This window comes from Streptococcus sp. STC1396, assembly GCF_058933875.1.
Map to the genome: position 1 here is coordinate 25,675 of NZ_JBZYCU010000017.1, position 24,521 is coordinate 50,195.

Below are 24,521 nucleotides of genomic sequence, written 5' to 3' on the forward strand. Positions count from 1 at the left end.
GAAATAGGACTATATGAATACAAATCTTGCTAAATTCATCGTGGGGATTATCACGGATGAAAATGATCGCTTTTACTTTGTTCAAAAGGACGGTCAGACTTACGCTCTTTCTAAGGAAGAAGGCTTGCATGAGCTAGGTCAGTCTGTCAAGGGCTTTGCCTATAGCGATATGAAGCAAAAGCTTCGCCTAACGACTCTCGAGGTCACAGCTACCCAAGAGGATTTTGGCTGGGGGACAGTAACAGAGGTCCGCAAGGATCTGGGAGTCTTTGTCGATACCGGTCTGCCAGATAAGCAAATCGTGGTGTCGTTGGACATTTTGCCAGAGATAAAAGAACTCTGGCCTAAGAAAGGCGACCGCCTCTATATCCGTCTCGATGTGGACAAAAAAGACCGTATCTGGGGACAGCTGGCCTATCAGGAGGATTTCCAGCGTCTGGCTCGTCCTGCCTACAATAATATGCAGAACCAAAACTGGCCAGCTATTGTTTACCGGCTCAAGCTTTCTGGCACCTTTGTCTACCTGCCGGAGAATAATATGCTGGGCTTCATCCATCCAAGCGAGCGCTATGCAGAGCCACGTTTGGGACAAGTACTGGATGCTCGGGTGATTGGCTTCCGTGAAGTAGACCGCACCCTTAACCTCTCCCTCAAGCCTCGTTCCTTTGAAATGCTGGAAAACGATGCTCAGATGATTTTGACCTATCTGGAGAGTAACGGCGGCTTTATGACTTTGAACGACAAATCCTCACCAGACGACATCAAGGCGACTTTTGACATTTCTAAAGGCCAATTTAAAAAAGCTCTGGGCGGTCTGATGAAAGCTGGTAAAATCAAACAGGACCCGACTGGAACGGAGTTGGTGTGAGGATGAAGAGTCGTTGACTAAGAGCTTGTACTTGAAGGAATATGATTTTAAAGAAAGGATCCTATGAGAAAATCTTTTTACAGCTGGCTGATGACAGAACGTAATCCTAAGAGCAAGGAGCCCAAGGCTATTTTAGCAGATTTAGCTTTTCAGGATACGACCTTTCCCAAGCATACGGATGACTTTGATGAAGTCAGTCGTTTTCTGGAGGAGCATGCGAATTTTTCCTTTAACTTGGGCGAGTTTGATGCTATTTGGGAAGAATATCAGGCCCATTGATTGGTTGATGGCTGGGGATAGTCATTTTCTGCTTGCTTTGATATAATAAAGGTAATTCATTCAAAAAAATTTAAAATAGAGAGGTTCTTTATTTGCAGGAACATTCAGTAGAATTAAAGCTGGGCCATCCAGATGATTCTTTTCATCTCTTTGGCTCTAATGAACGCTATCTGCGCCTGATGGAGCAGGAATTGAAGGTGACCATCCATGCCCGAACTGAGATTGTGCAGATTTTGGGAACAGAGACCGCCTGTGAGGAGGCCAGACAGGTCATCCAGGCTCTCTTGGTCTTGATCAATCGTGGCATGACGATTGCTACGCCCGATGTGGTGACAGCTATTACCATGGTCAAAAATGGTGAGATTGATAAGTTTGTAGCACTTTATGAAGAAGAGATTATCAAGGATAGCTATGGCAAGCCGATTCGGGTCAAGACACTGGGCCAAAAAATCTATGTGGACAGCGTTAAAAATCATGATATTGTCTTTGGTATCGGTCCAGCCGGAACGGGGAAGACCTTTCTGGCGGTGACCTTGGCGGTGACAGCTCTCAAGCGTGGTCAGGTCAAGCGGATTATTCTGACACGACCAGCAGTTGAAGCTGGTGAGAGTCTGGGCTTTCTTCCTGGTGACCTTAAGGAGAAGGTGGATCCTTATCTGCGACCAGTCTATGATGCCTTGTATCAGATTTTAGGTAAGGATCAGACAACGCGCCTGATGGAGCGAGAAATCATTGAGATTGCTCCCCTAGCCTATATGCGGGGGCGGACGCTGGATGATGCCTTTGTGATTCTGGACGAAGCTCAGAACACCACCATCATGCAGATGAAGATGTTTTTGACACGTCTCGGCTTCCAGTCCAAAATGATTGTCAATGGAGACATCAGTCAGATTGACCTGCCTCGCAATGTCAAATCTGGACTCATTGACGCTCAGGAGAAGTTGAAAAACATTTCCCAGATTGATTTTGTGCATTTATCAGCCAAGGATGTGGTCCGCCATCCGGTGGTGGCGGAGATTATCCGAGCTTATGAGCCTGTGCCAGTTAAACCAAGAGCAGATGAGGCGATAGAAGAAGAAACAGAATAGCATAAGAAAAGAGCAGAAGGGTGAAATCTGCTCTTTCTTTATTTTTATACAAGTTGGTCAATAGAGGTATAGTCCAGTCCCAAACCTTCTGCAACGGGCTGGCTGGTGATGTGACCTTGGTAGGTCGTCACACCTTGGCGCAGGCCTTCATCTTCAGCAATGGCTTGCTTGAAGCCCTTTCCTGCCAGCGCCTCGATATAAGGCAGAGTGACATTGGTCAGAGCAATAGTGGAAGTACGGGCTACAGCACCAGGGATATTGGCAACAGCATAATGGAGGACCCCGTGTTTTTCGTAGACTGGCTCATCATGAGTAGTCACTCTATCGGCTGTTTCGATGACCCCACCCTGGTCAACTGCTACGTCCACAATAACAGAACCTGGGCGCATTTGTTTGACCATCTCGTCTATCACCAATTTCGGTGCTTTGGCACCAGGGATGAGAACCGCTCCAATTACCACATCAGCATCTCTCACGCTTGCCTCAATGTTGAAAGAATTTGACATAAGAGTTTGGATTTGGTTCCCAAAGACTTCCTCTAGCACTGAGAGACGTTTAGCACTGATATCTAAAATAGTCACTTGAGCACCAAGCCCAAGGGCGATGCGGGCAGCATGTGTCCCGACGACACCGCCACCGATGATGGTTACTTTTCCTTTTGGAACACCTGGTACACCACCAAGTAGGACACCAGAGCCACCAGCTTGTTTGGTCAGGAAATGGGCCCCGATTTGGACGGCCATCCGACCAGCAACTTCACTCATCGGCACCAAAAGGGGGAGGTGACCTTGATTATCGCGTACAGTTTCGTAGGCTACACCTGTTGTTTTGGCAGCTACCATGGCATCAGCTAATTCGGGAGCAGCAGCCATGTGCAGGTAAGTGAAGAGTAGAAGGTCATCACGCAAGAACTGGTATTCAGTTTCCAGTGGTTCTTTAACCTTAACAACCAGCTCAGCAGCCCAAGCTTCTGCAGCAGTAGGGACGATTTCTGCTCCCTGCTTTTGGTAGTCAACATCTGTGAAGCCGGAGCCTAATCCAGCATTAGTCTCGATGAGTACGCGATGGCCTTTGCCAACGAGACTATGAACACCAGCTGGTGTCAGAGCGACACGATTTTCATTGTTTTTGATTTCTTTTGGAATACCGATTAACATAAAAAATATGCTCCTTTTTTAAGATGTTTTTATTGTATAGGAAAACGTTTCAAAAAGCAAGAAAAAATTGGGAAGGATTGTTTTTATCTGGGAATTGTGCTATTCTGATAAGAAAAATGGGGGAATTTGATGGAAAATATCTATGTCAAGCTGGCCCGTCATTTTAGACTAGAAACTGAGCGGCTGATTCTGCGCCCAGTGACCTTGGATGATGCTCCAGCCATGTTTGAATATGCTTCGGATGAGGATAATGTCCGCTATACCTTTGCGACCAACAGAAATCTAGAAGAAACCCGCAATAATATCGCCTTGTTTTACCTAGCTAATCCTTTGGGGCGTTGGGGGATCGAGCTGAAGGAGACGGGAGACTTTATCGGAACGATTGACTTGCATAAGATTCGGTTGGACTTAAAAACGGCAGCTATCGGCTATGTGATCAATAAAAAATACTGGAATCAGGGCTATACGACGGAAGCCAATCAGGCGGTGATTAAGTTAGCCTTTGAGGAGATTGGGATGAACAAGTTGGTAGCCCTCCATGATATCCATAATCCTGCCTCCGGTCGGGTCATGCAAAAGTCGGGAATGATCTTTTCCCACGAAGAGCCTTACGCAGCTTTAGACAAGCATGAGGAAGGCCGCATTGTGACACGAGTGTATTACTATCTGACTAGGGAAGAATATTTTGCAAAAAAATGAGAAAGGATATTGACAAGTGTTTATCTACATGATATAGTAGATAAGTACTGCTGATTTAGCTCAGTTGGCAGAGCGCATCCATGGTAAGGATGAGGTCGCCGGTTCGATCCCGGCAATTAGCACTCGATAGAAAGGTTGAGATTTTCTCAGCCTTTTTTGGTTTTAAATCAGGACTTTCTTCTAGTTCAAATACTATGCTTATGCCCTCATAGGCGCTCAAATGTGGTATAATAAAAGTAATATTAGTAAGGCAGGTAAAATATGTATATCGAAATGGTGGATGAAACCGGTCAGGTTTCTCAAGAAATCATCAAGCAGACTCAGGAAATCTTGGAGTTTGCGGCTCAGAAAACGGGCAAAGAAAATAAGGAAATGGCTGTAACCTTTGTAACAAATGAGCGCAGCCATGAGCTCAACTTAGAATACCGAGACACCGACCGACCGACGGATGTCATCAGTCTGGAATACAAGCCAGAGCTGGACATTGCCTTTGACGAGGAAGATCTGGCGGACAATCCAGAGCTGGCTGAGATGCTGGAGGATTTTGATGCTTATATCGGCGAGCTCTTCATTTCGGTAGACAAGGCACGGGAGCAGGCGGAAGAATACGGCCACAGTTTTGAGCGAGAGATGGGTTTTTTGGCGGTGCATGGTTTTCTGCATATCAATGGCTATGATCATTATACGCCGGAAGAGGAAGCAGAGATGTTTAGCTTACAGGAAGAAATTTTAACGGCTTATGGACTTACAAGACAATAAAAAAAACAAACGTAAATGGAAGAACCGAGATGTCATTTCGAGTTTGGAGTTTGCCCTGACGGGGATTTTCACGGCCTTTAAGGAAGAAAAGAATATGAAGAGTCATGTTCTTTCGGCTGTTGCTGCTATCATTGCAGGCTTGATTTTTCGTATTTCTGCGGCGGAGTGGCTTTTTTTGCTGCTGAGCATTTTTCTAGTCATCGCCTTTGAAATTATGAATTCTGCCGTTGAAAATGTGGTGGATCTAGCTAGTGACTATCACTTTTCTATGCGGGCCAAGAATGCTAAGGATATGGCGGCGGGAGCTGTTCTGGTCGTGTCAGGCTTTGCAGTTGTGACAGGGCTGATTATTTTTGTTCCCAAAATTTGGGATTGGATTTTTTAAGAATTTGAAAATCGGCGGTTATCCCCGATTTTCTGCTGTTTTAATGGAAATAATAGAGGTAAAATAATGACTTTTAAATCAGGCTTTGTAGCCATTTTAGGACGCCCTAATGTTGGGAAATCAACCTTTTTGAATCATGTCATGGGGCAAAAGATTGCCATCATGAGTGACAAGGCCCAGACTACACGCAATAAGATTATGGGTATTTACACGACGGATAAGGAGCAGATTGTCTTTATTGACACGCCGGGAATCCACAAGCCCAAGACGGCTCTAGGTGATTTCATGGTAGAAGCGGCTTACAGCACGTTGCGTGAGGTGGACACGGTTCTCTTCATGGTACCGGCTGATGAGGCGCGTGGTAAGGGCGATGATATGATTATCGAACGCTTGAAAGCGGCTAAGGTACCAGTTATTTTGGTGGTTAATAAGATTGATAAAGTCCATCCGGATCAGCTTTTAGCGCAAATTGATGATTTCCGCCAGCAGATGGACTTCAAAGAAATCGTACCGATTTCCGCTCTGCAAGGCAACAATGTTTCCCATCTGGTTGATATTCTCAGCAACAATCTAGAAGAAGGCTTCCAGTATTTCCCAGAAGACCAAATCACCGACCATCCAGAGCGCTTTCTGGTGTCAGAGATGATTCGGGAGAAAATTCTCAAGCTGACGGAACAGGAAGTTCCTCACTCAGTGGCGGTGGTTATTGAGAGTATGAAGCGGGACGAGGAGACGGACAAAGTCCATATCCGAGCGACCATCATGGTGGAGCGTGATAGTCAAAAAGGCATTATCATTGGCAAACAAGGAGTGATGCTCAAGAAGATTGGGAAAATGGCCCGTCACGATATTGAAATCATGCTGGGTGATAAAGTCTATCTCGAAACCTGGGTCAAGGTCAAGAAAAACTGGCGGGACAAGAAGTTGGATTTGGCGGACTTTGGCTATAATGAGAAGGAGTATTGAGGTTTTCTAAACAAGCTTGGAAAATTATGTTTAAAATAGCAGTGAAAGAGAGCATAACATTTTGTTATCTCTTTTTACTACAAACGAGAGATGGTCTACATTTTTTCCACCAGAAAGATACTAAAATAAGAATTGGAAATAGAGTATATATATGTCAAAATTAAAATCACAACTTCCTCTTTTTCAGAAAAATGATGTTAATATTTCTAGCGATGTCAACACAGTTTGGTCTATTGCGAATACACTTCGAGGAGCCTATCGCGCAGATAAATATCGTGATGTGATTATTCCCATGTTTGTATTAGCTAGATTGGAAGCAGCTCTACTGCCAACCAAGGATCAAGTGATTGCAGCCTACAAGAAAGACAAAAAAACACCGGAACAGATTCTTGAAGATATATCAGGATATAAATACTATAATACAAGCCCTTTTACTCTTGAAAATTTGCAAAATGATCCTGATGCAATCGAAGAAAACTTTCTCGCTTATTTAGATGGTTATTCCAAACGAGTAAAGGACATTATTGAAAACCTTAAGTTTAAGGAGCAGGTCCATACCTTGGCACAGACAGGACGCCTATTCACTGTCATTAAGAAATTTTCCAAAATTGATCTATCCCCGAGTACAGTGGATTCTATGCGAATGGGCTATATGTTTGAAGACATCATTCGCCGTTTCTCCGAAAATGAGGAAGCAGGATCTCACTATACACCTCGGGAGGTCATTGCTTTGATGGTCAACTTACTGCTCATTGAAGCAGATGAGGAACTGTTTGTAGATAGGAGAATAGTAAAAATTCTAGACATGGCTGCTGGTACGGGAGGCATGCTGGCTACAGCCAAAAGTTATATTCGCCGTTTGAATTCTGAAGTGAATGTTCTTCTCTTTGGTCAGGAATATCTCTCAGAAACTTATGGTATCGGAAGGGCAGATATGCTGATTCGGCAGGAAAATTCTGACTACTTTGTGAAGACAGATACTCTTAAAGATGGTGATCCCTTTGCGGACAAAAAGATGAATTTTGTCATTGCCAATCCTCCCTTTGGCCAGTCTTGGGGGGGAAAGGACGCAGATGATGGTGTAGAACAGGCTGTCAAAAAAGATCAAGAACTCTTTGAGACAACCGATGGCAGACAAGGTCGGTTTGTCAATACTCCGGCAACAGGTGATGCTCAGCTGCTTTTCCACTTGCATGGCTTGGCTAAACTAGAAAAGAATGGACGTGCAGCTATTATTTCTAACGGGTCTCCGCTTTTTTCAGGTGGAACAACATCTGGAGAAAGTCAGATTAGGCGTTATATCTTAGAGAATGACTTGCTAGAAGCTATCATCGCACTCCCTGGTCAGTTTTTCTACAATACAGGAATTGGCATCTATATTTGGATCTATAATAAAAATAAAGCTCCTAAGCGTCGGAATAAGGTACAGTTTATCGATGCGACCGAAGAGTTTGTACCATTGAGAAAGTCTCTGGGACAAAAGCGTCGTGAACTTTCTGAGGACAATATCCGGCAGATTATCCAGTGGTACCATAACTTTGAAGAAAACGACCATGTGAAAATATTTGATAACAAAGAATTTCTTTATAAAGAGTATATCGTTATGCAGCCTCTGCAACGTCGAGGCAGAATTACTGAAGATACCATCGCAAAGGTTAAAAGTGTACCTTTCGTAGCCAAGCTTTATGATGAATACCAATATCAGGAACTGCTTGAAATGGAGCCTCGCGCAGCCAAAGATGAAAAGAAATTACAAGACTTAGCAGCGGGTAAAGCCAAGCAGGAGCAGTTATTAAATGCTCTCCGGCTTGGGATCACTGATAACAGCTACCCTAATTTTGAGGAATTTAGTCAGGTAATCAGAGAGCTATTATCTGAGGCGAAGGTGACACCAGCTAATGTCAATACTATTGCGCTTGCTATGAGCGAGATGGATAAGACAGCAGAAATTATCACAACGACCAAGAAGGACAAGTTTGGCGAGATAGCAGATGGTATTGTCTATGATAAGACGACCAAAGACACGGAAATCGTCAAATGTACCGAGGATGTAGAAGCTTACTTTGCGCGTGAAGTCTATCCACATGTACCAGACGCCCACTATTGGTTTGATGAGGAAAAGGGCTATGGAGCTGAGATTCCTTTTACTAGGTATTTCTACCAGTACCAAGCCCCAGAAAGTGCAGAGAAGCTCTTGGCAGAGTTCTATGAGCTTGAAGAAGAACTACAAAACCTCTTGGAGGAGCTCAAACATGACTAGGATGAAAGAGAGTGGCATTGACTGGATTGGGCAGATACCAGAAGAGTGGGAAATTTCGAAAATTAAATTTACGACTCAGCTTAATGGTAGAATCGGTTGGCAAGGATTAACATCAGCTGAATATAAAGAAGAAGGGCCATATTTGATTACAGGGATTGATTTTCAAAATGGAACAATTAATTTTGAAACAGCTGTACACATTGATGAAAGACGTTGGTCAGAAGCTTCACAGATTCAGGTTGAAAATGGTGATTTGCTGATTACAAAAGATGGGACGGTAGGTAAAGTAGCTATTATTTCAGGGCTTGATGGTAAGGCTTCGTTAAATAGTGGTGTATTACGGATTCAAACAATAGAAGAGATTGATAAAAGATTTTTATATTATGTTTTACTATCAGACGAATTTTGGATGTGGTTTAACTTTACAAATTCAGGGGCTAGCACTATTTTACATTTATATCAAAATGTATTTGACGAATTCACTTTTACCTTTCCCCCAAAAAATGAACAACAAAAGATTGCTGATTTTCTAGATAAGAAAACGGCTCAGTTGGATAAGGTAAAAGCTCTACTGGAGGGGCAAATTCAAAAACTCAAAGACTACCGCGCTAGCTTGATTTATGAGACTGTCACAAAAGGACTGGATAAAACAGTCCCAATGAAAGATTCGGGTATCGACTGGATTGGGCAGGTGCCTGAAGGGTGGGGAGTGAAACGATTAAAATATTTGGTAGAAATTTCAACTGGAACAAGTAACACTCAAGATAGGAGTGTAGAGAGCGAAGGATATCCTTTCTTTGTTAGATCTCAAAATGTTGAAAAACTTCCGACATATACTCATGATACAGAGGCTATTTTAACAGCTGGTGATGGGGTAGGAGTAGGGAAAGTTTTCCATTATTATAAGGGGAAATTTACTGCCCATCAAAGAGTGTATATTTTATCAAATTTTAAAAATATTGAAAGTAAATTTTTATTTTACTATGTATCAATTAATTTAAAAAATGAAGTATCATTAGGGGGAGCAAAATCAACTGTAGATTCTATACGAATGCCTATGTTATCGAATTTTATGGTATCAATACCTTCATTTACCGAACAACATAATATTTCGAATTATTTAGATTGTGAAATTAAGCGAATTCAGGCAATGATTGAAATCAAACAAAATCAAATTGAAAATATTGATAAACAACGACAAACTCTTATTTATGATTATGTAACAGGGAAGAGGAGAGTGTGATGGATACAGAAATTGGAGAATATAATTATTCTATTCGATGGATTTTTGATGAAAAAGATTTACATGAGATTGATTCAAGAACTTTATTAAAATCAGAAGAAGCGATTACCTCTCTTATATATTCTATAGCAAGAGATTTTAATTTTCCTATTGAAATAAAAGTGAGAGCTAGAGAACAAGGTAGTTTCGATATTTCTCATGTTGTCACGTTCTTAGGTGAACATAAAGACGTTTTTATGATTTTATTAGGAGCTGTTATAAATAAGTTCTTTTCACCTAATCCAACTCCTAAAAATAGTAACATTGAAAAAGCTAAATTTATGTCTGAATGTTTTAAGAGAATTAATGAAGGAAGTTTAACAGAGTCTCAGGCAAATGCACTAATTGATAATTTTGATTTTACAAGAAAACAAAAGAATGCTTTTTATAAAGCGAATAAAAAAGATACTTCAATTAAGGAAATTGAAATAAAACAGATTGATAGAGTGATTGCAAAAATTCCTAGAGAGACTTTTGATGATTATATCTGTTTAAACAATAATGAAGATAAACTTATTTCAGATGCAAAAATATATATAATCTCTCCAGTTATAGTAGCTGGAAGCAACGAAGGATGGACTGGAGAATATGAAAGTGAAAAAATTCGTTTTTATATCAAAGATAAAGAGTTTTTAGAAAAATCTCAAAATAAGGTTATTTCTTTTAATACAGGGTTTTATATTAAGTGTGAACTAAAAAAAGTAGTTAAAATTCAAGAAGGAATTGAGAAAATAAGATGGGAAGTAATCTCAGTTTCTAGCTATGGAACAGATGAAAAACATGAATTTGAATTTAAACATCGAGTGAGGAGGATCGAAATTGTAGATGGACAGTTGTCTTTATTTGGGGATGAGTAATTGATTTTTTAATCAGTATTTAGAACAAGACCTGTTATGAATTGTTATATTTATAATTAAACTCTGTGATTAATATGAGTTCAAGCATTGTAGAGTTTAGGTAAGTAATATGTTATATATCTATCCTTCCGTTAATCTGCAAACATCATTCCGTTATTCCTCGTATTGTTCCGAACTATGGTATAATAGAGGTAGAAAGCGAGGAGTGCTCATGTATATGACAGTGAGGCAGGCAGCTGAGCTCTGGGGAATTTCTGATCGTCGAGTTCGGTCTCTGTGCAGTCAGGGAAAGATTACGGGTGCTGTCCAAGAAGGGCGTTTGTGGAGGATTCCCTTAGATGCCAGAAAGCCAGCGGATGGCCGTTATAAAAAAGTAGATAGTCTCTTGCCTTTGATTGATGAAAAGATGATGCAGTTATCAAAACTTCGTCCTTTGACGGATGGAGAGTTGGAGCGGCTTAATGAAGAGTTTGCAGTCGAATATACCTATAACTCAAATGCTATTGAGGGCAATACACTGACCTTGCGTGAGACAGATTTGGTCCTGCGTGGATTGACTATTGACCAAAAGCCTTTAAAAGATCATATGGAGGCAATCGGTCATCAGGAGGCTTTTCAGTATGTTCAAAGGCTTGTTGAGGAGAACCAGGCTTTGTCAGAACAGATGATAAAGGATATTCATTATCTAGTATTAGCGGATAAAAAAAATGACCGAGGCATTTATCGGAGAGTCCCGGTGCGCATCATGGGAGCAGCCAATGAACCGGCTCAGCCGTATATGATTGCTCCATTGATGGAAAAGCTCCTAGTGGACTATGCAGTAAGTCAGGAAAATATGGTGACCAAGCTAGCTCAGTTTCATATTGCCTTTGAGAGTATCCATCCGTTTATTGACGGCAATGGCCGAACGGGGAGGCTCTTGGTGAATTTGGAGTTGATGAAGGCGGGCTATCCACCGATTGATATAAAATTTACGGATAGATTGGCCTATTACCAAGCATTTGATGACTTTCACTCAAAAGGAAGTTTATCGGCAATGGAGGATTTATTTGCCAAATATATCAATGAAAGATTGGATATGTATTTGGAGATTCTATCTCTTAATGATGAAGGATAAGGAGAGTAGATGACAAATTTAGATATTACTGAGCGTTATGATTTTCAGCAATGGATTTTAAAAGATCTCATTCAGCATAATGGCTATATTCAGCGTGCTCAGTCTGCTTATAATCAAAGGTTGGCTATGGATATAGATATTTTATGGGAATTTCTGATGTCAACCCAAGAAGAAACTGTCGAAAAACTCTTGAAGCGTTTTGACAGAGAGACTATTCTCAATTTGATTAATCAAGAAATTATCAAAGGTGGTCTTCTATTTGCCTTAAAAGATGGAGTGTATATTGAGAATAAAAAACTTCGTCTTATGTACCGCAGACCAGCAACAGACTTTAATGAAAAGGCTAGTCATCAGTATAATTTAAATCGCTTGACAGTAATGGAAGAAGTGGTCTATAAGGACCAAGAACGTATTGACTTAGTCATCTTTCTTAATGGCTTAGCCTTGTTTGCTATTGAGTTGAAACTAAATTCAAGTGGCCAGTCTGTCCAGGATGCTATTAAGCAGTTAAAAGGACGTGATGTTAAAAATCGTCTTTTCCGATTTAATGCAGGAGTATTAGTTAGTTTTGCGGTTGACTGGATGGAAGTCTATATGACAACTCAGCTTAAGGGATCAGATACCTACTTCTTGCCTTTTAATAAAGGAAAGGGTGAAGGGATTGACCAAGGAGCAGGGAATCCTCAGAATAATCAGGGGCCAGAAACAGAATATCTATGGCGAGATTTGCTGAAGAAAGAAAGTATCCTACAGTTGATTGAACGTTTTATCTTTTTAACGCCTGATAAAAAGGATATCATTTTTCCGCGTTATCAGCAGAGACGAGCAGTTAATCGTATTTTAGAAGATATGCGAGTCAACCATACCGATAGAAACTATCTGATTCAGCATTCTGCGGGGTCGGGTAAAACAAATACGATTGCTTGGTTGGCACACAGCTTAGTTAGTCTTCATGATGAAGAAAATCAAAATATCGTTGATACCGTTTTGGTTGTTACTGACCGTATCGTTGTTGACCGTCAACTTCAAGATGCTATTCGTTCTATTGAGCATCAGCCTGGTGTGATTAAGGTTATGGATGATAAGGCTACTTCTAGCGACTTAGCAGATGCACTTGCTGGGAATACAAAAATTGTTGCGACCACTATCCATAAGTTTGCACAAATAAATAAATCAAACTGGATGTCTGCGGGTGTAACAGTAGAAAAGAAATTTGCCATTTTGATTGATGAGGCGCATAGTTCTACGACTGGCTCCTATATGAGTGCAGTCAGTCAGGTATTGACTGAAACGGATATAGAGAACGGCACAATGGATGAGCCACAAGAAGTGTCTGTCGGCGATGCTATTGAACAGGAAATTGCCCGTACAGGGAAACAAGACAATATTTCTATTATTGCATTTACAGCGACACCTAAAGCTACTACATTGCAGTTGTTTGGCTCTACTAGACCAGATGGTTCAAAGGGTCCTTTTGACTTGTACAGTATGAAGCAGGCTATTGAGGAAGGTTTTATTTTAGATGTTCTCAATAACTACACCACTTATAAAACATACTACAAGCTAAATAAGGCGGTCGAAGAGGATCCTGAACTCAAAACGACAGTGGCAAAGCGGAAAATTGCTAAATTTGTGGAGCTATCTGATGAAAATATTCATCAAAAGGTCGAAATTATCATGGACCATTTTATTACTCATGACATCATGGCTGATTTAGGTGGACATGGAAAGGCAATGATTGTAACTTCAGGACGTGAGGCAGCTGTCAAATACCAACAAGCTTTTAAGAAATATTTAAAAGAGCATCATATTACTAGTATCGGAGCAGCCGTCGCTTTTTCAGGAAGGTTGAGCCTTGATGGAGCTGAATTTAGCGAATCTTCTATGAATGGCTTTAGTGAAGATAAGCTCAAAAGTAAGTTTGATACTGATGATTATCAAGTGCTAATCGTTGCAAATAAATATCAAACGGGCTTTGACCAGCCTAAATTATTGGCTATGTATGTAGATAAAAAGTTGCGTGATGTAGCAGCAGTACAGACTTTATCTCGTTTGAATCGTATTGTAAAAGGCTATCACAAAAAGACCTTTATTCTTGATTTTAAAAATACCTATGAGGATATTAATAGAGCTTTTGCTCCCTACTACCGAGAAACAATTTTGACTGAAACGATTACTCCGAGCGATGTATTTGATTTAGATGCTAAAATTGAAAGTTATGGAATAGTAGATAATGATGATGTCCATGCCTATAATCAATTCTTATATCAAGAGAAACGTTCCAGCCGCGATAAACAAAAGATGCTCGCTCTACTGTCAAACGGGTATACACGAGTGCAGCGTTTTGATGAAAAAGAACAAGTAAATATCCGTAAAGTTATTCGTGGATTTTTACGGATGTATACCTTCTTGATTCAGGCTACAGCTTATCAAAATGAATTGCTTCATGAACGATACAATTATCTGCAAGGTCTTGTGAAAATGATTGATGTCCGATTGGGAGGGAATGATTTCACTATTGCTGATAAGATTGTTGTAGATTATATGAAACACAAACAAACCGGTTTTTACACTGTGGCAGAGTTAGAGGGAAATTATTCGGTGACACTAAATAAGCCGAATTTATCAAATGTTTCTGAAGAACAAGAGAAAAAATTGTCTGAAATTATTGAAGAAATTAATGAGCAGCTTGATTTAGATATTGATGATCAAATTGCTGTTAGCGGGGCAGTCTCAATTAGGGAATTGATGAAGAAGAATCCTAAATTGAAGCAATCAGCTTTAGTAAACTCTCGCGAAGATTTCGAATTTTCATTTGAGGATGAAATTGATAAAGCTTTAACTGATGGTTACACCCAAAATCAAGATTTCTTTGGAGTGCTATTGAGTAATGAAGATTTCAAAAAGCGTATTGCAAAGATTTTTATTGATGATGTTTACCAAAGTTTTAAAAAGAGTAGTGATTAAAAATTCTATTAGGAATAACAAAAATTACACAAGCAAATTTATCCATTCTCAAAACAGGCAAGGCTAAAGGAATTCGCTTTACAACCTTGCTGGCTATCTGTGAAACGCTGGATTGTCAGCCTGCTGATATTTTAGAGTATATTTCTGACTAAAAGAAGTAAAAGAAGATAGAAAGGAGCTTTATGCCTGAATTACCTGAAGTGGAAACGGTTCGGCGCGGTTTGGAGCGTCTGGTTGTTGGCAAGACGATTGAGCAGGTGCGGGTCCGTTATGCTAAGATGATTGGTACGGGAGTGGATAGTTTTGTCCATGACCTGCCAGGCCAGACGATTGAAAAGATTGGCCGTCGGGGTAAGTATTTGCTCTTTTACCTGACGGGTGGAGTGCTGGTTTCCCATCTGCGAATGGAAGGCAAGTATCTTTTTTATCCAGATGCGGTGCCTGAGCGCAAGCATGCCCATGTCTTTTTCGAGATGATGGATAGCGGGACACTTGTTTATGAGGATGTCCGCAAGTTTGGGACTATGGAGCTTTTGAGAAAGGACCAGCTGGAGGCTTATTTTGCTGCTAGAAAGCTTGGTCCTGAGCCGACAGATTCGGACTTTCTTTTGGCGCCTTTTGCAGCAGCTTTGAGTCGTTCCAAGAAGCCCATCAAACCCTATTTGCTGGAGCAGACCTTGGTCGTTGGTCTGGGCAATATTTATGTAGATGAGGCGCTTTGGCGGGCGTGCATTCATCCGACTAGGCCAGCAGATAGTTTAAAGCCTGCTGAAGTCAAGAGGCTGCGTGAGCAGATTATAGAAGTTTTGCAGCTTGGGATTGAAAAGAGAGGATCGACTATTCGGACCTACCGCAATGCTTTGGGCGAAGATGGCACGATGCAGGATTTTCTGCAGGTCTATGGAAAGACTGGTCAGCCTTGTGCTAGATGTGGCAGTCCGATTGAAAAGATTAAGCTGGGAGGACGTGGTACTCATCTCTGCCCTCATTGTCAAAAAGCGAGGTGATTGTCATGGCAAAAATTATCGGAATTACAGGTGGTATTGCCTCGGGTAAGTCAACGGTAACAGACTTTTTGCGTCAGCAAGGCTATCAGGTTATCGATGCGGATCAGGTGGTCCATGAGTTGCAAGAGCCGGGTGGCCGACTTTATCAAGCTCTCTTATCCGCTTTTGGTTCCGCTATTTTACAGGAAGATGGACGCTTGGACCGACCCAAGCTGGGAGCTATGATTTTTGGGAATCCCGAACTCTTGGCCCAGTCCAGTCAGCTTCAGAACGAGATTATCCGCGAGGAGCTGGCTGGCAGGCGAGATTTGCTGGCAGAGACGGAAGACATCTTTTTTATGGATCTTCCCTTGCTGTTTGAGTTACAATATGAGGACTGGTTTGACCAAATCTGGCTGGTGGATGTGACGGAGGAAACTCAGCTCAGTCGCCTCATGGCTCGAAATGCTCTTAGTCTGGAAGAGGCTGAAAAACGCATAGCAGCTCAGCTATCTCTCCAAGAAAAGCGAAAGAGGGCGGATGTGCTCATTGAGAATAATGGGAGTGTGGAGGAGACTTTGGCTCAAGTTGATCAGCTTTTAAAAACAGAAAGAAGATGATTCTATCACGGTACAAGTAAATTGGAAACATAATCTGAAAATCGCTTGGTTTGGCAACTTCCTGACAGGTGCCAGCATTTCTCTGGTCACTCCTTTTATGCCCCTTTTTGTGGAGCAGCTGGGATCGCGTGGTCATGAAGTGGAGTACTATGCTGGTCTGGGTATTGCCCTTTCGGCTGTTTCAGCAGCCTTTCTATCTCCTGTCTGGGGCAGTCTGGCCGACCGCTATGGGCGGAAACCTATGATGATTCGGGCTGCTACGGCAATGGTCTTTACGATGGGAGGCCTTGCCTTTGTGCCCAATATTTTTTGGCTTTTATTCCTGCGCTTTCTCAATGGCGTTTTTGCGGGGTATGTCCCTAACAGTACGGCCTTGATTGCCAGTCAGGCTCCTAAGGACAAGACTGGCTATGCGCTGGGAACTTTGGCAACAGGTGTTGTTGCTGGCAATCTCATGGGGCCTTTGATTGGCGGAGTGATTGCTGAAGTCTTTGGCATTCGCAATGTTTTTCTATTGATTGGCTTTTTCTTTCTGATTGCGACTCTGATGACGGCTGCCTTTATCCAAGAAGATTTTAGGCCAGTAGCCAAGGAAGAGGAGATTGGCTTTAGAGAGCTGATGCGACAGATTAAATATCCTAAGCTGTTGCTGAATCTTTTTCTGACTAGCTTTGTCATTCAGTTTGCAGCCCAGTCCATCGGCCCTATTCTAGCCCTTTACATTCGGGAGCTAGGTCAGACAGACAATTTGATTTTTGTCTCTGGTCTGATTGTCTCTAGTATGGGCCTGTCCAGCATGATGAGTTCTAGTCTTCTGGGTCGGCTGGGAGATCGGATGGGCAATCATCGCTTGCTGGTTTTAGCTCAGCTTTATTCCATTATCATTTACCTGCTCTGTGCTCATGCAAGCTCCTCTCTTCATCTCGGTTTTTACCGTTTCTTGTTTGGTTTGGGAACGGGAGCCTTGGTGCCGGGAGTCAACGCTCTATTGAGCAAGATTACGCCTAAGTTTGGAATTTCCCGAATCTTTAGTTACAACCAGATCTTCTTTTATCTGGGAGGTGTCATCGGCCCCATGTCTGGCTCGGCCATTGCAGCGACAGCAGGCTATCATTCAGTCTTTTATGCTACGGCCGGTTTAGTAGCAGTCAGTCTCCTCATCAACCTTTTTTGTTTTAGAAATTTATTGAAAAAGAAGGAAATCTAGTGCGCGTTAAAATTCATTTAAAATGCTCCAGTTGCGGTAGTCAGAATTATCTGACCAGCAAAAACATCAAGACTCATCCTGACAAGATTGAGGTTTTGAAGTACTGCCCCAAGGAAAGAAAAGTAACCTTACATCTTGAATCTAAATAGATTTTATGATAAAATAGATAGGATTTTAAGGAGTTTTGTTTATGTATAGCCTATTATTAACAATTTTAGTTATTTTATCAGCTTTTATTATTATTGCAATTTTCATGCAGCCAACCAAAAATCAGTCTAGCAATGTGTTTGATTCTAGTGCCAATGATCTCTTTGAGCGATCTAAGGCACGTGGATTTGAAGCAGTGATGCAGCGATTAACAGGAGTTATGATCTTTTTCTGGTTGCTGATTGCCTTGGTATTGGCGGTATTATCTAGTAAATAAAATAGGCTCTGACTTTGTCTTGGCCTTTTTTTAAAGCTTGAATATACAATATAAGTGCACAATAAAAACTCATAAGATTTTCTAGTAAAATAGAATTGAACCAACTAGTTACGAAAGGAAATCTTATGAGCTATCACCATTTTACCATAGATGAGCGCGAAAGTATTCTGATTTACCGTACAAAAGGACTAAATTTTTCTCAAATCGCAAAATTACTTCACCGTCATCCTTCCAGCATTAGTCGGGAATGGAAACGTCATACGGAAGAAAACAGCTACTCTCCCAACAAAGCACAAGCATCTTATAAACTTGCAAAATCACACTGTGGGCGAAAGAGAAAGCTGGATCTAGACTCGAATCTAAGTAAGATAGTCAAGCACCTTTTTCTTGATTGCCAATGGTCTCCTGAAGAAATAGAAGGGCGATTGTGCCTAGAATATGGGAAAGCTGTTATCAGTTATCAAACGATTTATAGAGCCATCTATCGCGGTCACTTTGACGACAAGCTGTCACATGGTGCTCGTGGTGTGATTCGCAAACTCCGTCATCGTGGGAAAACACGTCATACGAAAGGTTATGTTGAAAACAGAGGGAAAATTTCTATTTCTCATACCATTCACGAAAGACCCGAAGAAGCAAACAAGCGAACTAGGATCGGTGATTGGGAAGCAGGTTGCAGGGAAAACCGGGAAAGCTTGCTTAGTTACTCTAACGGATCGCTATTCTCGTTTTCTTAAAATCAAGAAGGTAGCGATCAAGAAAAGCAAACTGGTCATAGAGGCTATGGTACAAATGTTGGAGCCCTTGCCGAAAGAAACCGTCACTCCCGATAGAGGAAAAGAATTCACGAATCATCAAGACTTGACTGACAAATTAAAGGTAGAGGTCTATTTCCCAGACCCTCATGCGCCTTGGCAACGAGGAACAAATGAGAATACCAATGGATTACTACGAGAATATTTTCCCAAAGGGAGTGATTTGACATTTATTGATGAGCACACCATTCAGCTGTGGGAGGATAAACTAAATAATAGACCACGAAAGTGTCTCAACTGGAAAACTCCTTATGAAGTATTTTATGGTGAAATTGTGCACTTGATTTGACAATTCAAGAGCTTTAAAAGGGGTAATATCAAGAACCCCTCATAGTGTAGAAAGAAAGTATGAAAGAAGAAATTATAGAATATTTAAAAGACAGGCAGCAGGCTAGCGTAGATGAGCTTGCGGCTGCTTTGGGGAAAGAGTCTTCCAAGGCTTTTAGTAGCCTAGTTAAGACCATCTCCCAGATGGAAAGAAAACGCCAGATTCGTTTTGATGACAATGGGCGGATTGAGCTTTACGAGAAGAAACAGCAGGAGCGTCTAACGCTCAAAGGTATTTTTCATGCCCACAAGAATGGCTTTGGCTTTGTCACCTTGAATGAGGAAGAGGATGACCTTTTTGTCGGTCGTAATGATGTCAATCATGCTATTGATGGCGATACGGTGGAAGTGGTCATCACCAAGGTGGCAGACCGCATCAAGGGAACTTCAGCTGAAGCTAAGATTATCGATATTCTGGAACACAGCCTGACCACGGTGGTTGGCCAGCTGGTTTTAGATGAGGAAAAGCCCAAGTATGCGGGCTATATCCGCTCGAAAAATCAGAAAGTCAGCCAGCCTATTTATGTTAAAAAACCAGCCTTGGTTCTGGATGGCACAGAGGTACTCAAGGTCGCGATTGACAAATACCCGACTAAAAAACGTGATTTCTTTGTAGCCAGTCTGGTCGATGTGGTCGGTCATATCAACGACCCAGGCATTGATGTATTGGAAGTGCTGGAATCCATGGATATTGTCTCCGAGTTTCCAGACAAGGTCTTGGAAGAGGCCAAGCGAGTTCCGGATGCACCGTCAGAGAGCGATTTTGAAGGACGTTTGGACCTTCGCGAAGAGATTACCTTTACCATAGATGGGGCGGATGCCAAGGACTTGGACGATGCGGTTCATATCAAGCGCCTGAAAAATGGCAACTTTGAGCTAGGCGTCCATATCGCAGATGTGTCCTACTATGTCAAAGAAGGCTCTGAGCTGGATAAGGAAGCCCTTAATCGGGCAACCTCTGTCTATGTGACCGACCGCGTGGTGCCCATGCTGCCGGAGCGCCTGTCCAACGGAATCTGCTCTCTCAATCCCAATGTGGACCGGCTGACCCAGTCGGCTATCATGGAGATTGATGCCAAGGGGCGCGTGGTCAAGCATACTATCACCCAGACTGTCATCAAGACGACCTTCCGCATGACCTATAGTGATGTCAACGACATCATCGCAGGAGATCAGGAAAAGGCTGAGCAGTTCAAGGCCATTGTACCTAGCATTGACAGTATGGTCCAGCTGCATGAGATTCTGGAAAGTATGCGCTTTAAACGGGGTGCGCTCAACTTTGACACCAATGAGGCCAAAATCATGGTCAATAAAGAAGGTCGGCCTGTGGATATTGTCCTGCGTCAGCGGGGAATTGCCGAGCGCATGATTGAGTCCTTTATGCTGGTGGCTAATGAGACGGTGGCTGAGCATTTTGCTAAGCTAAATCTGCCCTTTATCTATCGGATCCACGAGGAGCCTAAGGCGGAGAAGGTGCAGAAGTTTATTGACTACGCCTCTAGCTTTGGGATTCGGATTTATGGGACGGCTAGCTCTATGAGTCAGCAGGCTCTGCAGGATATTATGGAGGCGGTCAAAGACCAACCTTACGAAGATGTCTTGTCCATGATGCTTCTGCGCTCCATGCAGCAGGCTCGCTACTCTGAGCACAATCACGGCCACTATGGTCTGGCAGCGGAGTTTTATACTCACTTCACTAGTCCGATTCGGCGCTATCCAGACCTTCTGGTTCACCGAATGGTACGGGATTATGGTAAGTCTAAAGAAATAGCAGAGCATTTTGAGCAAGTGATTCCTGAGATTGCCAGTCAGTCTTCCAGCCGAGAGCGTCGAGCTATTGAGGCTGAGCGAGAAGTCGAAGCCATGAAGAAGGCTGAGTATATGGAAGAATTTGTCGGGGAAGAGTTTGATGGCGTGGTTTCAAGCGTCGTGAAGTTCGGACTCTTTGTCGAGCTGCCCAATACGGTCGAAGGCTTGATTCATGTCACCAACCTGCCAGAGTTTTACAGCTACAATGAGCGGACGATGACACTGAAAGGAGAAAAGTCCGGTGTGGTCTTCAAGGTCGGTCAGCAGATTCGTATCAAGCTGGTCCGAGCGGATAAGGCTACAGGCGAGATTGACTTTGAATACCTGCCTAGTGAATATGACCTGGTAGAAAAGACTGGCAAGAGTGGCAGAGGTCAGTCGGGCAGAAAGAGACGCCGTGAGGATGACAAGCGCAGCCATCCTTCCAAAGAAAAAGGCTATAGAGATAAGAAAGATAAGAAGTCCAAGAAAGGCAAGAGCCAGAAGGCATTTTACAAGGAACTAGTCAAGAAAGGAGCCAAGCATGGCAAAGGGAGAAGGAAAGGTCGTCGCGCAAAATAAAAAGGCCAGACACGACTACACCATCGTAGACACCATAGAGGCTGGCATGGTGCTGACGGGGACGGAAATTAAGAGCATCCGCGCAGCCCGTATCAATCTCAAAGACGGCTTTGCCCAAATCAAGAACGGTGAGGCCTGGCTCAGCAATGTCCATATCGCGCCTTATGAAGAGGGCAATATCTGGAACCAAGAGCCTGAACGTCGCAGAAAGCTGCTGCTGCATAAGAAGCAGATCCAAAAGCTGGAGCAGGAGACCAAGGGAACCGGAATGACGCTGGTGCCGCTCAAGGTCTATCTCAAGGATGGCTATGCCAAGCTCCTCCTGGGCTTAGCCAAAGGGAAGCACGACTATGACAAGCGCGAGTCCATCAAACGCCGCGAGCAAAACCGAGACATCGCAAGACAAATGAAGAACTTTAATACAAGATGAAAGATCGGGTGACCGGTCTTTTTTAGGTTTCAACTCTGACTTGAGAATTATGATATAATGGGAGGGAACAGGTCTGAGAATGAATGAGAAAAGGAGGAGAAAATGAAGAAGCAAGAAATATGTAAATGGAGTAGGTGCAGGAGGAAACTGATTTGATGAAGAATCTATTAACAAAAAACCGTGCTTTTCAATTTGTGTTAGCTAGTCTAATTCTTATCCCTTTCATTATAGTTGGTATTATTGGATTCCAACAATTTTTTAAAGAACCTGAAAAAGTCGAATATTCCATTGAAGAATACCATTCTGTAAAGGAAAACGTATATTTTTTCGGGAATCAACGAAAATTCGTCTTAATGAACACAGATTCCAATGTGAGACCTGGGAGTAGTATCTATCTTTATACAACCGAGCGGAAAGTGATGACAAATAAAGGCGGAGTTGATTTAACCTTTAGAACAAACATGCCCAAATCAGATTATTGGAAGATCCGTCTTTATGACTATAGAACAGAAGACTTAGCAGTTAAAGAAGTGGATCTAAACAAAGTGGTCGAAGACTATGAGGCTGGTTTTTTTCCGATGTATTTTAAATTTGCAGAATATCGTAATAATCCCAAGAACGTCATCAATATAGAAGTTAAAGATAATCAAGGTACTATGAAAACCTTTGTTTTAAACATTGATAGCGGAAAAGTAGAAGGAGAGTATCAAAAGCGTGTAGATATCTATGAAGAGGGTCCTTACTTTTATTATACGACACTGGATCAACATACAGAGAATAAGGGATACTTGGTAAATCACGTCATCGGTACTTATGGTGATTGGAAGGCAGAGGGAAAAGTTATTGATACCAACATCAACCTCTTTGAGGAATATCCTGAAATTGAGAAAAAAATAACTGAAGAAGGTTGGATTCTTAATCCTCAAGAAGAATACGTGACCTCAGAGGAATGGTTTGACAAAGTTTTGTACTGGATGGCGCCTAAGGGAGAAGAGAAACTGACGATTTATGGTATAGATACTAAGGGTCAGGTTTCTGATACCCCACTCACAACCTATGCAGAATATGAAGCCTGGGTTCAAAAACAACGATCAGAAGGGAATATAAATGAAACGAATTGATCCTGAGAGAATAAAGAGTAGACAAGCGTGAGTCCATCAAATGTCGCGAGCAAAACTGCGACATGACAAGGCAGTTGAAGAACTTTAATACAAGATGAAAGCTCTTCAGGACAAGCTGTCGTATAAGATACGGGGACTTAATTTATAAAATAAAACTTAATGTATGATATGAGCAAGAATTGACTACTGAATCATTTCTTGCTTTTTTGATAGTGATACATTGAATACCCTAGCACTTGTCAAGTCTGGCTTTTTCGAGTATGATAAAGACAGTTAAAATTTTGAAATTTGGCTTTCAGAGAAAGGATTTTTATGACAGAAGAATTACTAGCCTATAAACGTATGCCAGTGTGGACAGCTGAGACCATGCCCGAACTGGTCAAGAACAAGCACAATACCAAAGAGGGAACTTGGGGTAAAATCACTGTTCTCAAAGGACGTCTTAAGTTTGTCGAGATGTCAGAGGAGGGTGAGGAGCTGGTTGAGCACATCTTTGAGGCCGGTCAGGACAATCCTTTTGCCCAGCCCCAAGCTTGGCATCGAGTTAAAGCCTTGACGGATGATTTGGAGTGGTATTTGGAATTTTACTGTCGGCCTGAGGATTACTTCCCTAAGAAATACGGCAGCAATCCAGTGCACTCAGAGGTTTTGGAAGCCATGCAGACTGTCCACCCAGGACGGGCCTTAGATCTAGGTTGCGGTCAAGGTCGCAATGCCCTCTTTCTGGCTAAGAAAGGCTTTGAAGTAACGGCCGTAGATCAGAATGAGCTGGCACTGGAGATCCTACGTAGCATTGTGGAACAGGAAGATTTGGATCTGCCAGTGGGTAGCTACGATATCAACTCAGCTAGTCTAACCCAGACTTATGATTTGATCGTTTCCACTGTTGTACTTATGTTCCTGCAGGCAGAGCGGATTCCAGATATTATCCGCAATATGCAAGAACATACAGCGCTTTGCGGCTACAATCTTATCGTCTGTGCTATGGATACAGAGGACTTCCCTTGCTCTGTTCCCTTCCCATTTACTTTTAAGGAAGGGGAGCTTGCGGAGTATTATAAAGACTGGGAGCTGGTCAAGTACAATGAAAATCCTGGCCACCTCCATCGCCGTGATGAAAACGGCAATCGAATTCAGCTGCGCTTTGCGACTATGCTGGCTAAAAAAGTGAGATAAATTTTTTGAAGCTCAAGTCGGCTCTGCCAAAATCTCTAGTGAATTGCTTATAAATATTTTATAGCAGGATGTTTTCTGATAAGATAAAAAATAATAGCCTTTCCTCTAAATAAGATGGGGCTATTTTTTGTTTATCTGCTCTGATTCGAGAAAAAAGTAGAGGAAATATAGATTAGATAAAAAATATACATAATTTTGTGTAAACGCTTGCAAAAAGATTAGAAAGAGAGTATGCTAAAGTAGGAATGTTAAGGTATTACGGTTTATGTTGTTTAGACTGGGAGTTGATTCCAGCCCCGCAGATAGTCAAAAGGAGATAGACTATGAAGAAAATACTGCTCAGACTAATGTTCCTTGCAAT

General features: G+C 42.1%; 23 protein-coding genes, 1 tRNA gene and 2 pseudogenes. 25 read left to right on the forward strand and 1 reads right to left on the reverse strand.

Translation table 11 applies throughout. The features are described from left to right. Positions 1 to 13 precede the first annotated feature (13 nt). The 3 genes from cvfB (at position 14) to AC5FEC_RS07160 (ending at position 2,235) form a co-directional block, all read left to right on the forward strand. Positions 14 to 868 carry an RNA-binding virulence regulatory protein CvfB gene (gene cvfB, locus AC5FEC_RS07150; RefSeq protein ID WP_493661757.1) on the forward strand — a complete coding sequence of 285 codons (855 nt, stop codon included), beginning with the start codon at positions 14 to 16 and terminating at the stop codon, positions 866 to 868. 63 nt (positions 869 to 931) lie between these two features. Further along, the gene (locus tag AC5FEC_RS07155) at positions 932 to 1,147 is read left to right on the forward strand and encodes a YozE family protein (protein ID WP_037618377.1); all 216 of its coding nucleotides are present in this window, start codon (positions 932 to 934) and stop codon (positions 1,145 to 1,147) included. Positions 1,148 to 1,239: 92 nt separating this feature from the next. Next, the gene (locus AC5FEC_RS07160; RefSeq protein ID WP_037618379.1) at positions 1,240 to 2,235 is read left to right on the forward strand and encodes a PhoH family protein; all 996 of its coding nucleotides are present in this window, start codon (positions 1,240 to 1,242) and stop codon (positions 2,233 to 2,235) included. A 44-nt stretch (positions 2,236 to 2,279) separates the two neighbouring features. Here the strand turns inward: AC5FEC_RS07160 and ald are convergent, their stop codons facing one another. Further along, positions 2,280 to 3,392, reverse strand: coding sequence for an alanine dehydrogenase (gene ald, locus AC5FEC_RS07165; RefSeq protein ID WP_493661758.1), 1,113 nt, complete (start codon positions 3,390 to 3,392; stop codon positions 2,280 to 2,282). Positions 3,393 to 3,521: 129 nt separating this feature from the next. On the opposite strand from ald, the gene AC5FEC_RS07170 reads away from it, so the two are divergent. The 22 genes and pseudogenes from AC5FEC_RS07170 to tehB all read left to right on the forward strand — a co-directional run bounded on the left by AC5FEC_RS07170 (position 3,522) and on the right by tehB (position 24,160). Continuing rightward, a complete protein-coding gene (locus AC5FEC_RS07170; protein WP_493661759.1) occupies positions 3,522 to 4,091 on the forward strand; it encodes a GNAT family N-acetyltransferase in 570 nt (189 codons plus the stop codon). Between the two features lie 49 nt (positions 4,092 to 4,140). After that, positions 4,141 to 4,213, forward strand: a tRNA-Thr gene (locus tag AC5FEC_RS07175). Between the two features lie 139 nt (positions 4,214 to 4,352). After that, positions 4,353 to 4,850 (forward strand): rRNA maturation RNase YbeY, encoded by a 498-nt coding sequence (gene ybeY, locus AC5FEC_RS07180; RefSeq protein ID WP_493661760.1) that lies wholly within the window; start codon positions 4,353 to 4,355, stop codon positions 4,848 to 4,850. After that, positions 4,831 to 5,235, forward strand: a complete 405-nt coding sequence (locus AC5FEC_RS07185; RefSeq protein ID WP_062199735.1) for a diacylglycerol kinase family protein — start codon at positions 4,831 to 4,833, stop codon at positions 5,233 to 5,235. The genes ybeY and AC5FEC_RS07185 overlap by 20 nt, the downstream gene beginning before the upstream one ends. A gap of 66 nt (positions 5,236 to 5,301) precedes the next feature. Continuing rightward, the gene (gene era, locus AC5FEC_RS07190) at positions 5,302 to 6,201 is read left to right on the forward strand and encodes a GTPase Era (RefSeq protein WP_493661761.1); all 900 of its coding nucleotides are present in this window, start codon (positions 5,302 to 5,304) and stop codon (positions 6,199 to 6,201) included. A 151-nt stretch (positions 6,202 to 6,352) separates the two neighbouring features. Beyond that, positions 6,353 to 8,461, forward strand: a complete 2,109-nt coding sequence (locus AC5FEC_RS07195; protein WP_493661762.1) for a type I restriction-modification system subunit M — start codon at positions 6,353 to 6,355, stop codon at positions 8,459 to 8,461. Next, the gene (locus tag AC5FEC_RS07200) at positions 8,454 to 9,704 is read left to right on the forward strand and encodes a restriction endonuclease subunit S (protein ID WP_493661763.1); all 1,251 of its coding nucleotides are present in this window, start codon (positions 8,454 to 8,456) and stop codon (positions 9,702 to 9,704) included. Before AC5FEC_RS07195 ends, AC5FEC_RS07200 begins: the two co-directional genes overlap by 8 nt. Then, a complete protein-coding gene (locus tag AC5FEC_RS07205; RefSeq protein ID WP_493661764.1) occupies positions 9,704 to 10,600 on the forward strand; it encodes a hypothetical protein in 897 nt (298 codons plus the stop codon). The genes AC5FEC_RS07200 and AC5FEC_RS07205 overlap by 1 nt, the downstream gene beginning before the upstream one ends. Before the next feature lie 211 nt (positions 10,601 to 10,811). Beyond that, on the forward strand, positions 10,812 to 11,717 hold the full coding sequence (locus AC5FEC_RS07210; protein ID WP_493661765.1) for a Fic family protein: 906 nt from the start codon (positions 10,812 to 10,814) through the stop codon (positions 11,715 to 11,717). A 9-nt stretch (positions 11,718 to 11,726) separates the two neighbouring features. Then, positions 11,727 to 14,684 (forward strand): type I restriction endonuclease subunit R, encoded by a 2,958-nt coding sequence (locus AC5FEC_RS07215; RefSeq protein WP_493661766.1) that lies wholly within the window; start codon positions 11,727 to 11,729, stop codon positions 14,682 to 14,684. Positions 14,685 to 14,686: 2 nt separating this feature from the next. Then, entirely contained in the window at positions 14,687 to 14,836 is a 150-nt protein-coding gene (locus AC5FEC_RS07220; protein ID WP_493661772.1) for a helix-turn-helix domain-containing protein, read from the forward strand. A gap of 30 nt (positions 14,837 to 14,866) precedes the next feature. Then, a complete protein-coding gene (gene mutM / locus AC5FEC_RS07225; RefSeq protein ID WP_493661767.1) occupies positions 14,867 to 15,691 on the forward strand; it encodes a DNA-formamidopyrimidine glycosylase in 825 nt (274 codons plus the stop codon). A gap of 5 nt (positions 15,692 to 15,696) precedes the next feature. Then, the gene (coaE, locus tag AC5FEC_RS07230; protein WP_493661768.1) at positions 15,697 to 16,290 is read left to right on the forward strand and encodes a dephospho-CoA kinase; all 594 of its coding nucleotides are present in this window, start codon (positions 15,697 to 15,699) and stop codon (positions 16,288 to 16,290) included. A 4-nt stretch (positions 16,291 to 16,294) separates the two neighbouring features. Next, positions 16,295 to 17,497, forward strand: a complete 1,203-nt coding sequence (locus AC5FEC_RS07235; RefSeq protein ID WP_493661773.1) for a multidrug efflux MFS transporter — start codon at positions 16,295 to 16,297, stop codon at positions 17,495 to 17,497. Further along, complete coding sequence (rpmG, locus tag AC5FEC_RS07240) at positions 17,497 to 17,646, forward strand: 50S ribosomal protein L33 (RefSeq protein ID WP_062199720.1); 150 nt, start codon at positions 17,497 to 17,499, stop codon at positions 17,644 to 17,646. Before AC5FEC_RS07235 ends, rpmG begins: the two co-directional genes overlap by 1 nt. A 41-nt stretch (positions 17,647 to 17,687) precedes the next feature. Beyond that, positions 17,688 to 17,921 carry a preprotein translocase subunit SecG gene (gene secG / locus AC5FEC_RS07245; RefSeq protein ID WP_037618407.1) on the forward strand — a complete coding sequence of 78 codons (234 nt, stop codon included), beginning with the start codon at positions 17,688 to 17,690 and terminating at the stop codon, positions 17,919 to 17,921. A 125-nt stretch (positions 17,922 to 18,046) separates the two neighbouring features. Continuing rightward, positions 18,047 to 19,025, forward strand: a pseudogene (locus tag AC5FEC_RS07250) (IS30 family transposase). A gap of 59 nt (positions 19,026 to 19,084) precedes the next feature. After that, on the forward strand, positions 19,085 to 21,433 hold the full coding sequence (gene rnr / locus AC5FEC_RS07255) for a ribonuclease R (protein WP_493661769.1): 2,349 nt from the start codon (positions 19,085 to 19,087) through the stop codon (positions 21,431 to 21,433). Next, positions 21,396 to 21,863 (forward strand): SsrA-binding protein SmpB, encoded by a 468-nt coding sequence (gene smpB, locus AC5FEC_RS07260; RefSeq protein WP_125336742.1) that lies wholly within the window; start codon positions 21,396 to 21,398, stop codon positions 21,861 to 21,863. Before rnr ends, smpB begins: the two co-directional genes overlap by 38 nt. A 155-nt stretch (positions 21,864 to 22,018) precedes the next feature. Then, positions 22,019 to 22,984 carry a hypothetical protein gene (locus AC5FEC_RS07265; RefSeq protein WP_493661770.1) on the forward strand — a complete coding sequence of 322 codons (966 nt, stop codon included), beginning with the start codon at positions 22,019 to 22,021 and terminating at the stop codon, positions 22,982 to 22,984. Between the two features lie 20 nt (positions 22,985 to 23,004). Next, positions 23,005 to 23,082: pseudogene (locus AC5FEC_RS07270) on the forward strand (SsrA-binding protein); the annotation flags it as partial. A gap of 214 nt (positions 23,083 to 23,296) precedes the next feature. After that, on the forward strand, positions 23,297 to 24,160 hold the full coding sequence (gene tehB / locus AC5FEC_RS07275) for an SAM-dependent methyltransferase TehB (RefSeq protein ID WP_493661771.1): 864 nt from the start codon (positions 23,297 to 23,299) through the stop codon (positions 24,158 to 24,160). The last annotated feature ends 361 nt before the right edge of the window (positions 24,161 to 24,521 follow it).

Coding starts and splice junctions, on each gene's coding strand:
- AC5FEC_RS07195 (WP_493661762.1), top strand. CDS start 6,353: ATGTCAAAATTAAAATCACAACTTCCTCTTTTTCAGAAAAATGATGTT.
- AC5FEC_RS07170 (WP_493661759.1), top strand. CDS start 3,522: ATGGAAAATATCTATGTCAAGCTGGCCCGTCATTTTAGACTAGAAACT.
- era (WP_493661761.1), top strand. CDS start 5,302: ATGACTTTTAAATCAGGCTTTGTAGCCATTTTAGGACGCCCTAATGTT.
- ybeY (WP_493661760.1), top strand. CDS start 4,353: ATGTATATCGAAATGGTGGATGAAACCGGTCAGGTTTCTCAAGAAATC.
- coaE (WP_493661768.1), top strand. CDS start 15,697: ATGGCAAAAATTATCGGAATTACAGGTGGTATTGCCTCGGGTAAGTCA.
- AC5FEC_RS07185 (WP_062199735.1), top strand. CDS start 4,831: ATGGACTTACAAGACAATAAAAAAAACAAACGTAAATGGAAGAACCGA.
- mutM (WP_493661767.1), top strand. CDS start 14,867: ATGCCTGAATTACCTGAAGTGGAAACGGTTCGGCGCGGTTTGGAGCGT.
- AC5FEC_RS07210 (WP_493661765.1), top strand. CDS start 10,812: ATGTATATGACAGTGAGGCAGGCAGCTGAGCTCTGGGGAATTTCTGAT.
- tehB (WP_493661771.1), top strand. CDS start 23,297: ATGACAGAAGAATTACTAGCCTATAAACGTATGCCAGTGTGGACAGCT.
- AC5FEC_RS07215 (WP_493661766.1), top strand. CDS start 11,727: ATGACAAATTTAGATATTACTGAGCGTTATGATTTTCAGCAATGGATT.
- smpB (WP_125336742.1), top strand. CDS start 21,396: ATGGCAAAGGGAGAAGGAAAGGTCGTCGCGCAAAATAAAAAGGCCAGA.
- AC5FEC_RS07155 (WP_037618377.1), top strand. CDS start 932: ATGAGAAAATCTTTTTACAGCTGGCTGATGACAGAACGTAATCCTAAG.
- AC5FEC_RS07200 (WP_493661763.1), top strand. CDS start 8,454: ATGACTAGGATGAAAGAGAGTGGCATTGACTGGATTGGGCAGATACCA.
- ald (WP_493661758.1), bottom strand. CDS start 3,392: ATGTTAATCGGTATTCCAAAAGAAATCAAAAACAATGAAAATCGTGTC.
- cvfB (WP_493661757.1), top strand. CDS start 14: ATGAATACAAATCTTGCTAAATTCATCGTGGGGATTATCACGGATGAA.
- rnr (WP_493661769.1), top strand. CDS start 19,085: ATGAAAGAAGAAATTATAGAATATTTAAAAGACAGGCAGCAGGCTAGC.
- AC5FEC_RS07205 (WP_493661764.1), top strand. CDS start 9,704: ATGGATACAGAAATTGGAGAATATAATTATTCTATTCGATGGATTTTT.
- AC5FEC_RS07265 (WP_493661770.1), top strand. CDS start 22,019: ATGAAGAATCTATTAACAAAAAACCGTGCTTTTCAATTTGTGTTAGCT.
- secG (WP_037618407.1), top strand. CDS start 17,688: ATGTATAGCCTATTATTAACAATTTTAGTTATTTTATCAGCTTTTATT.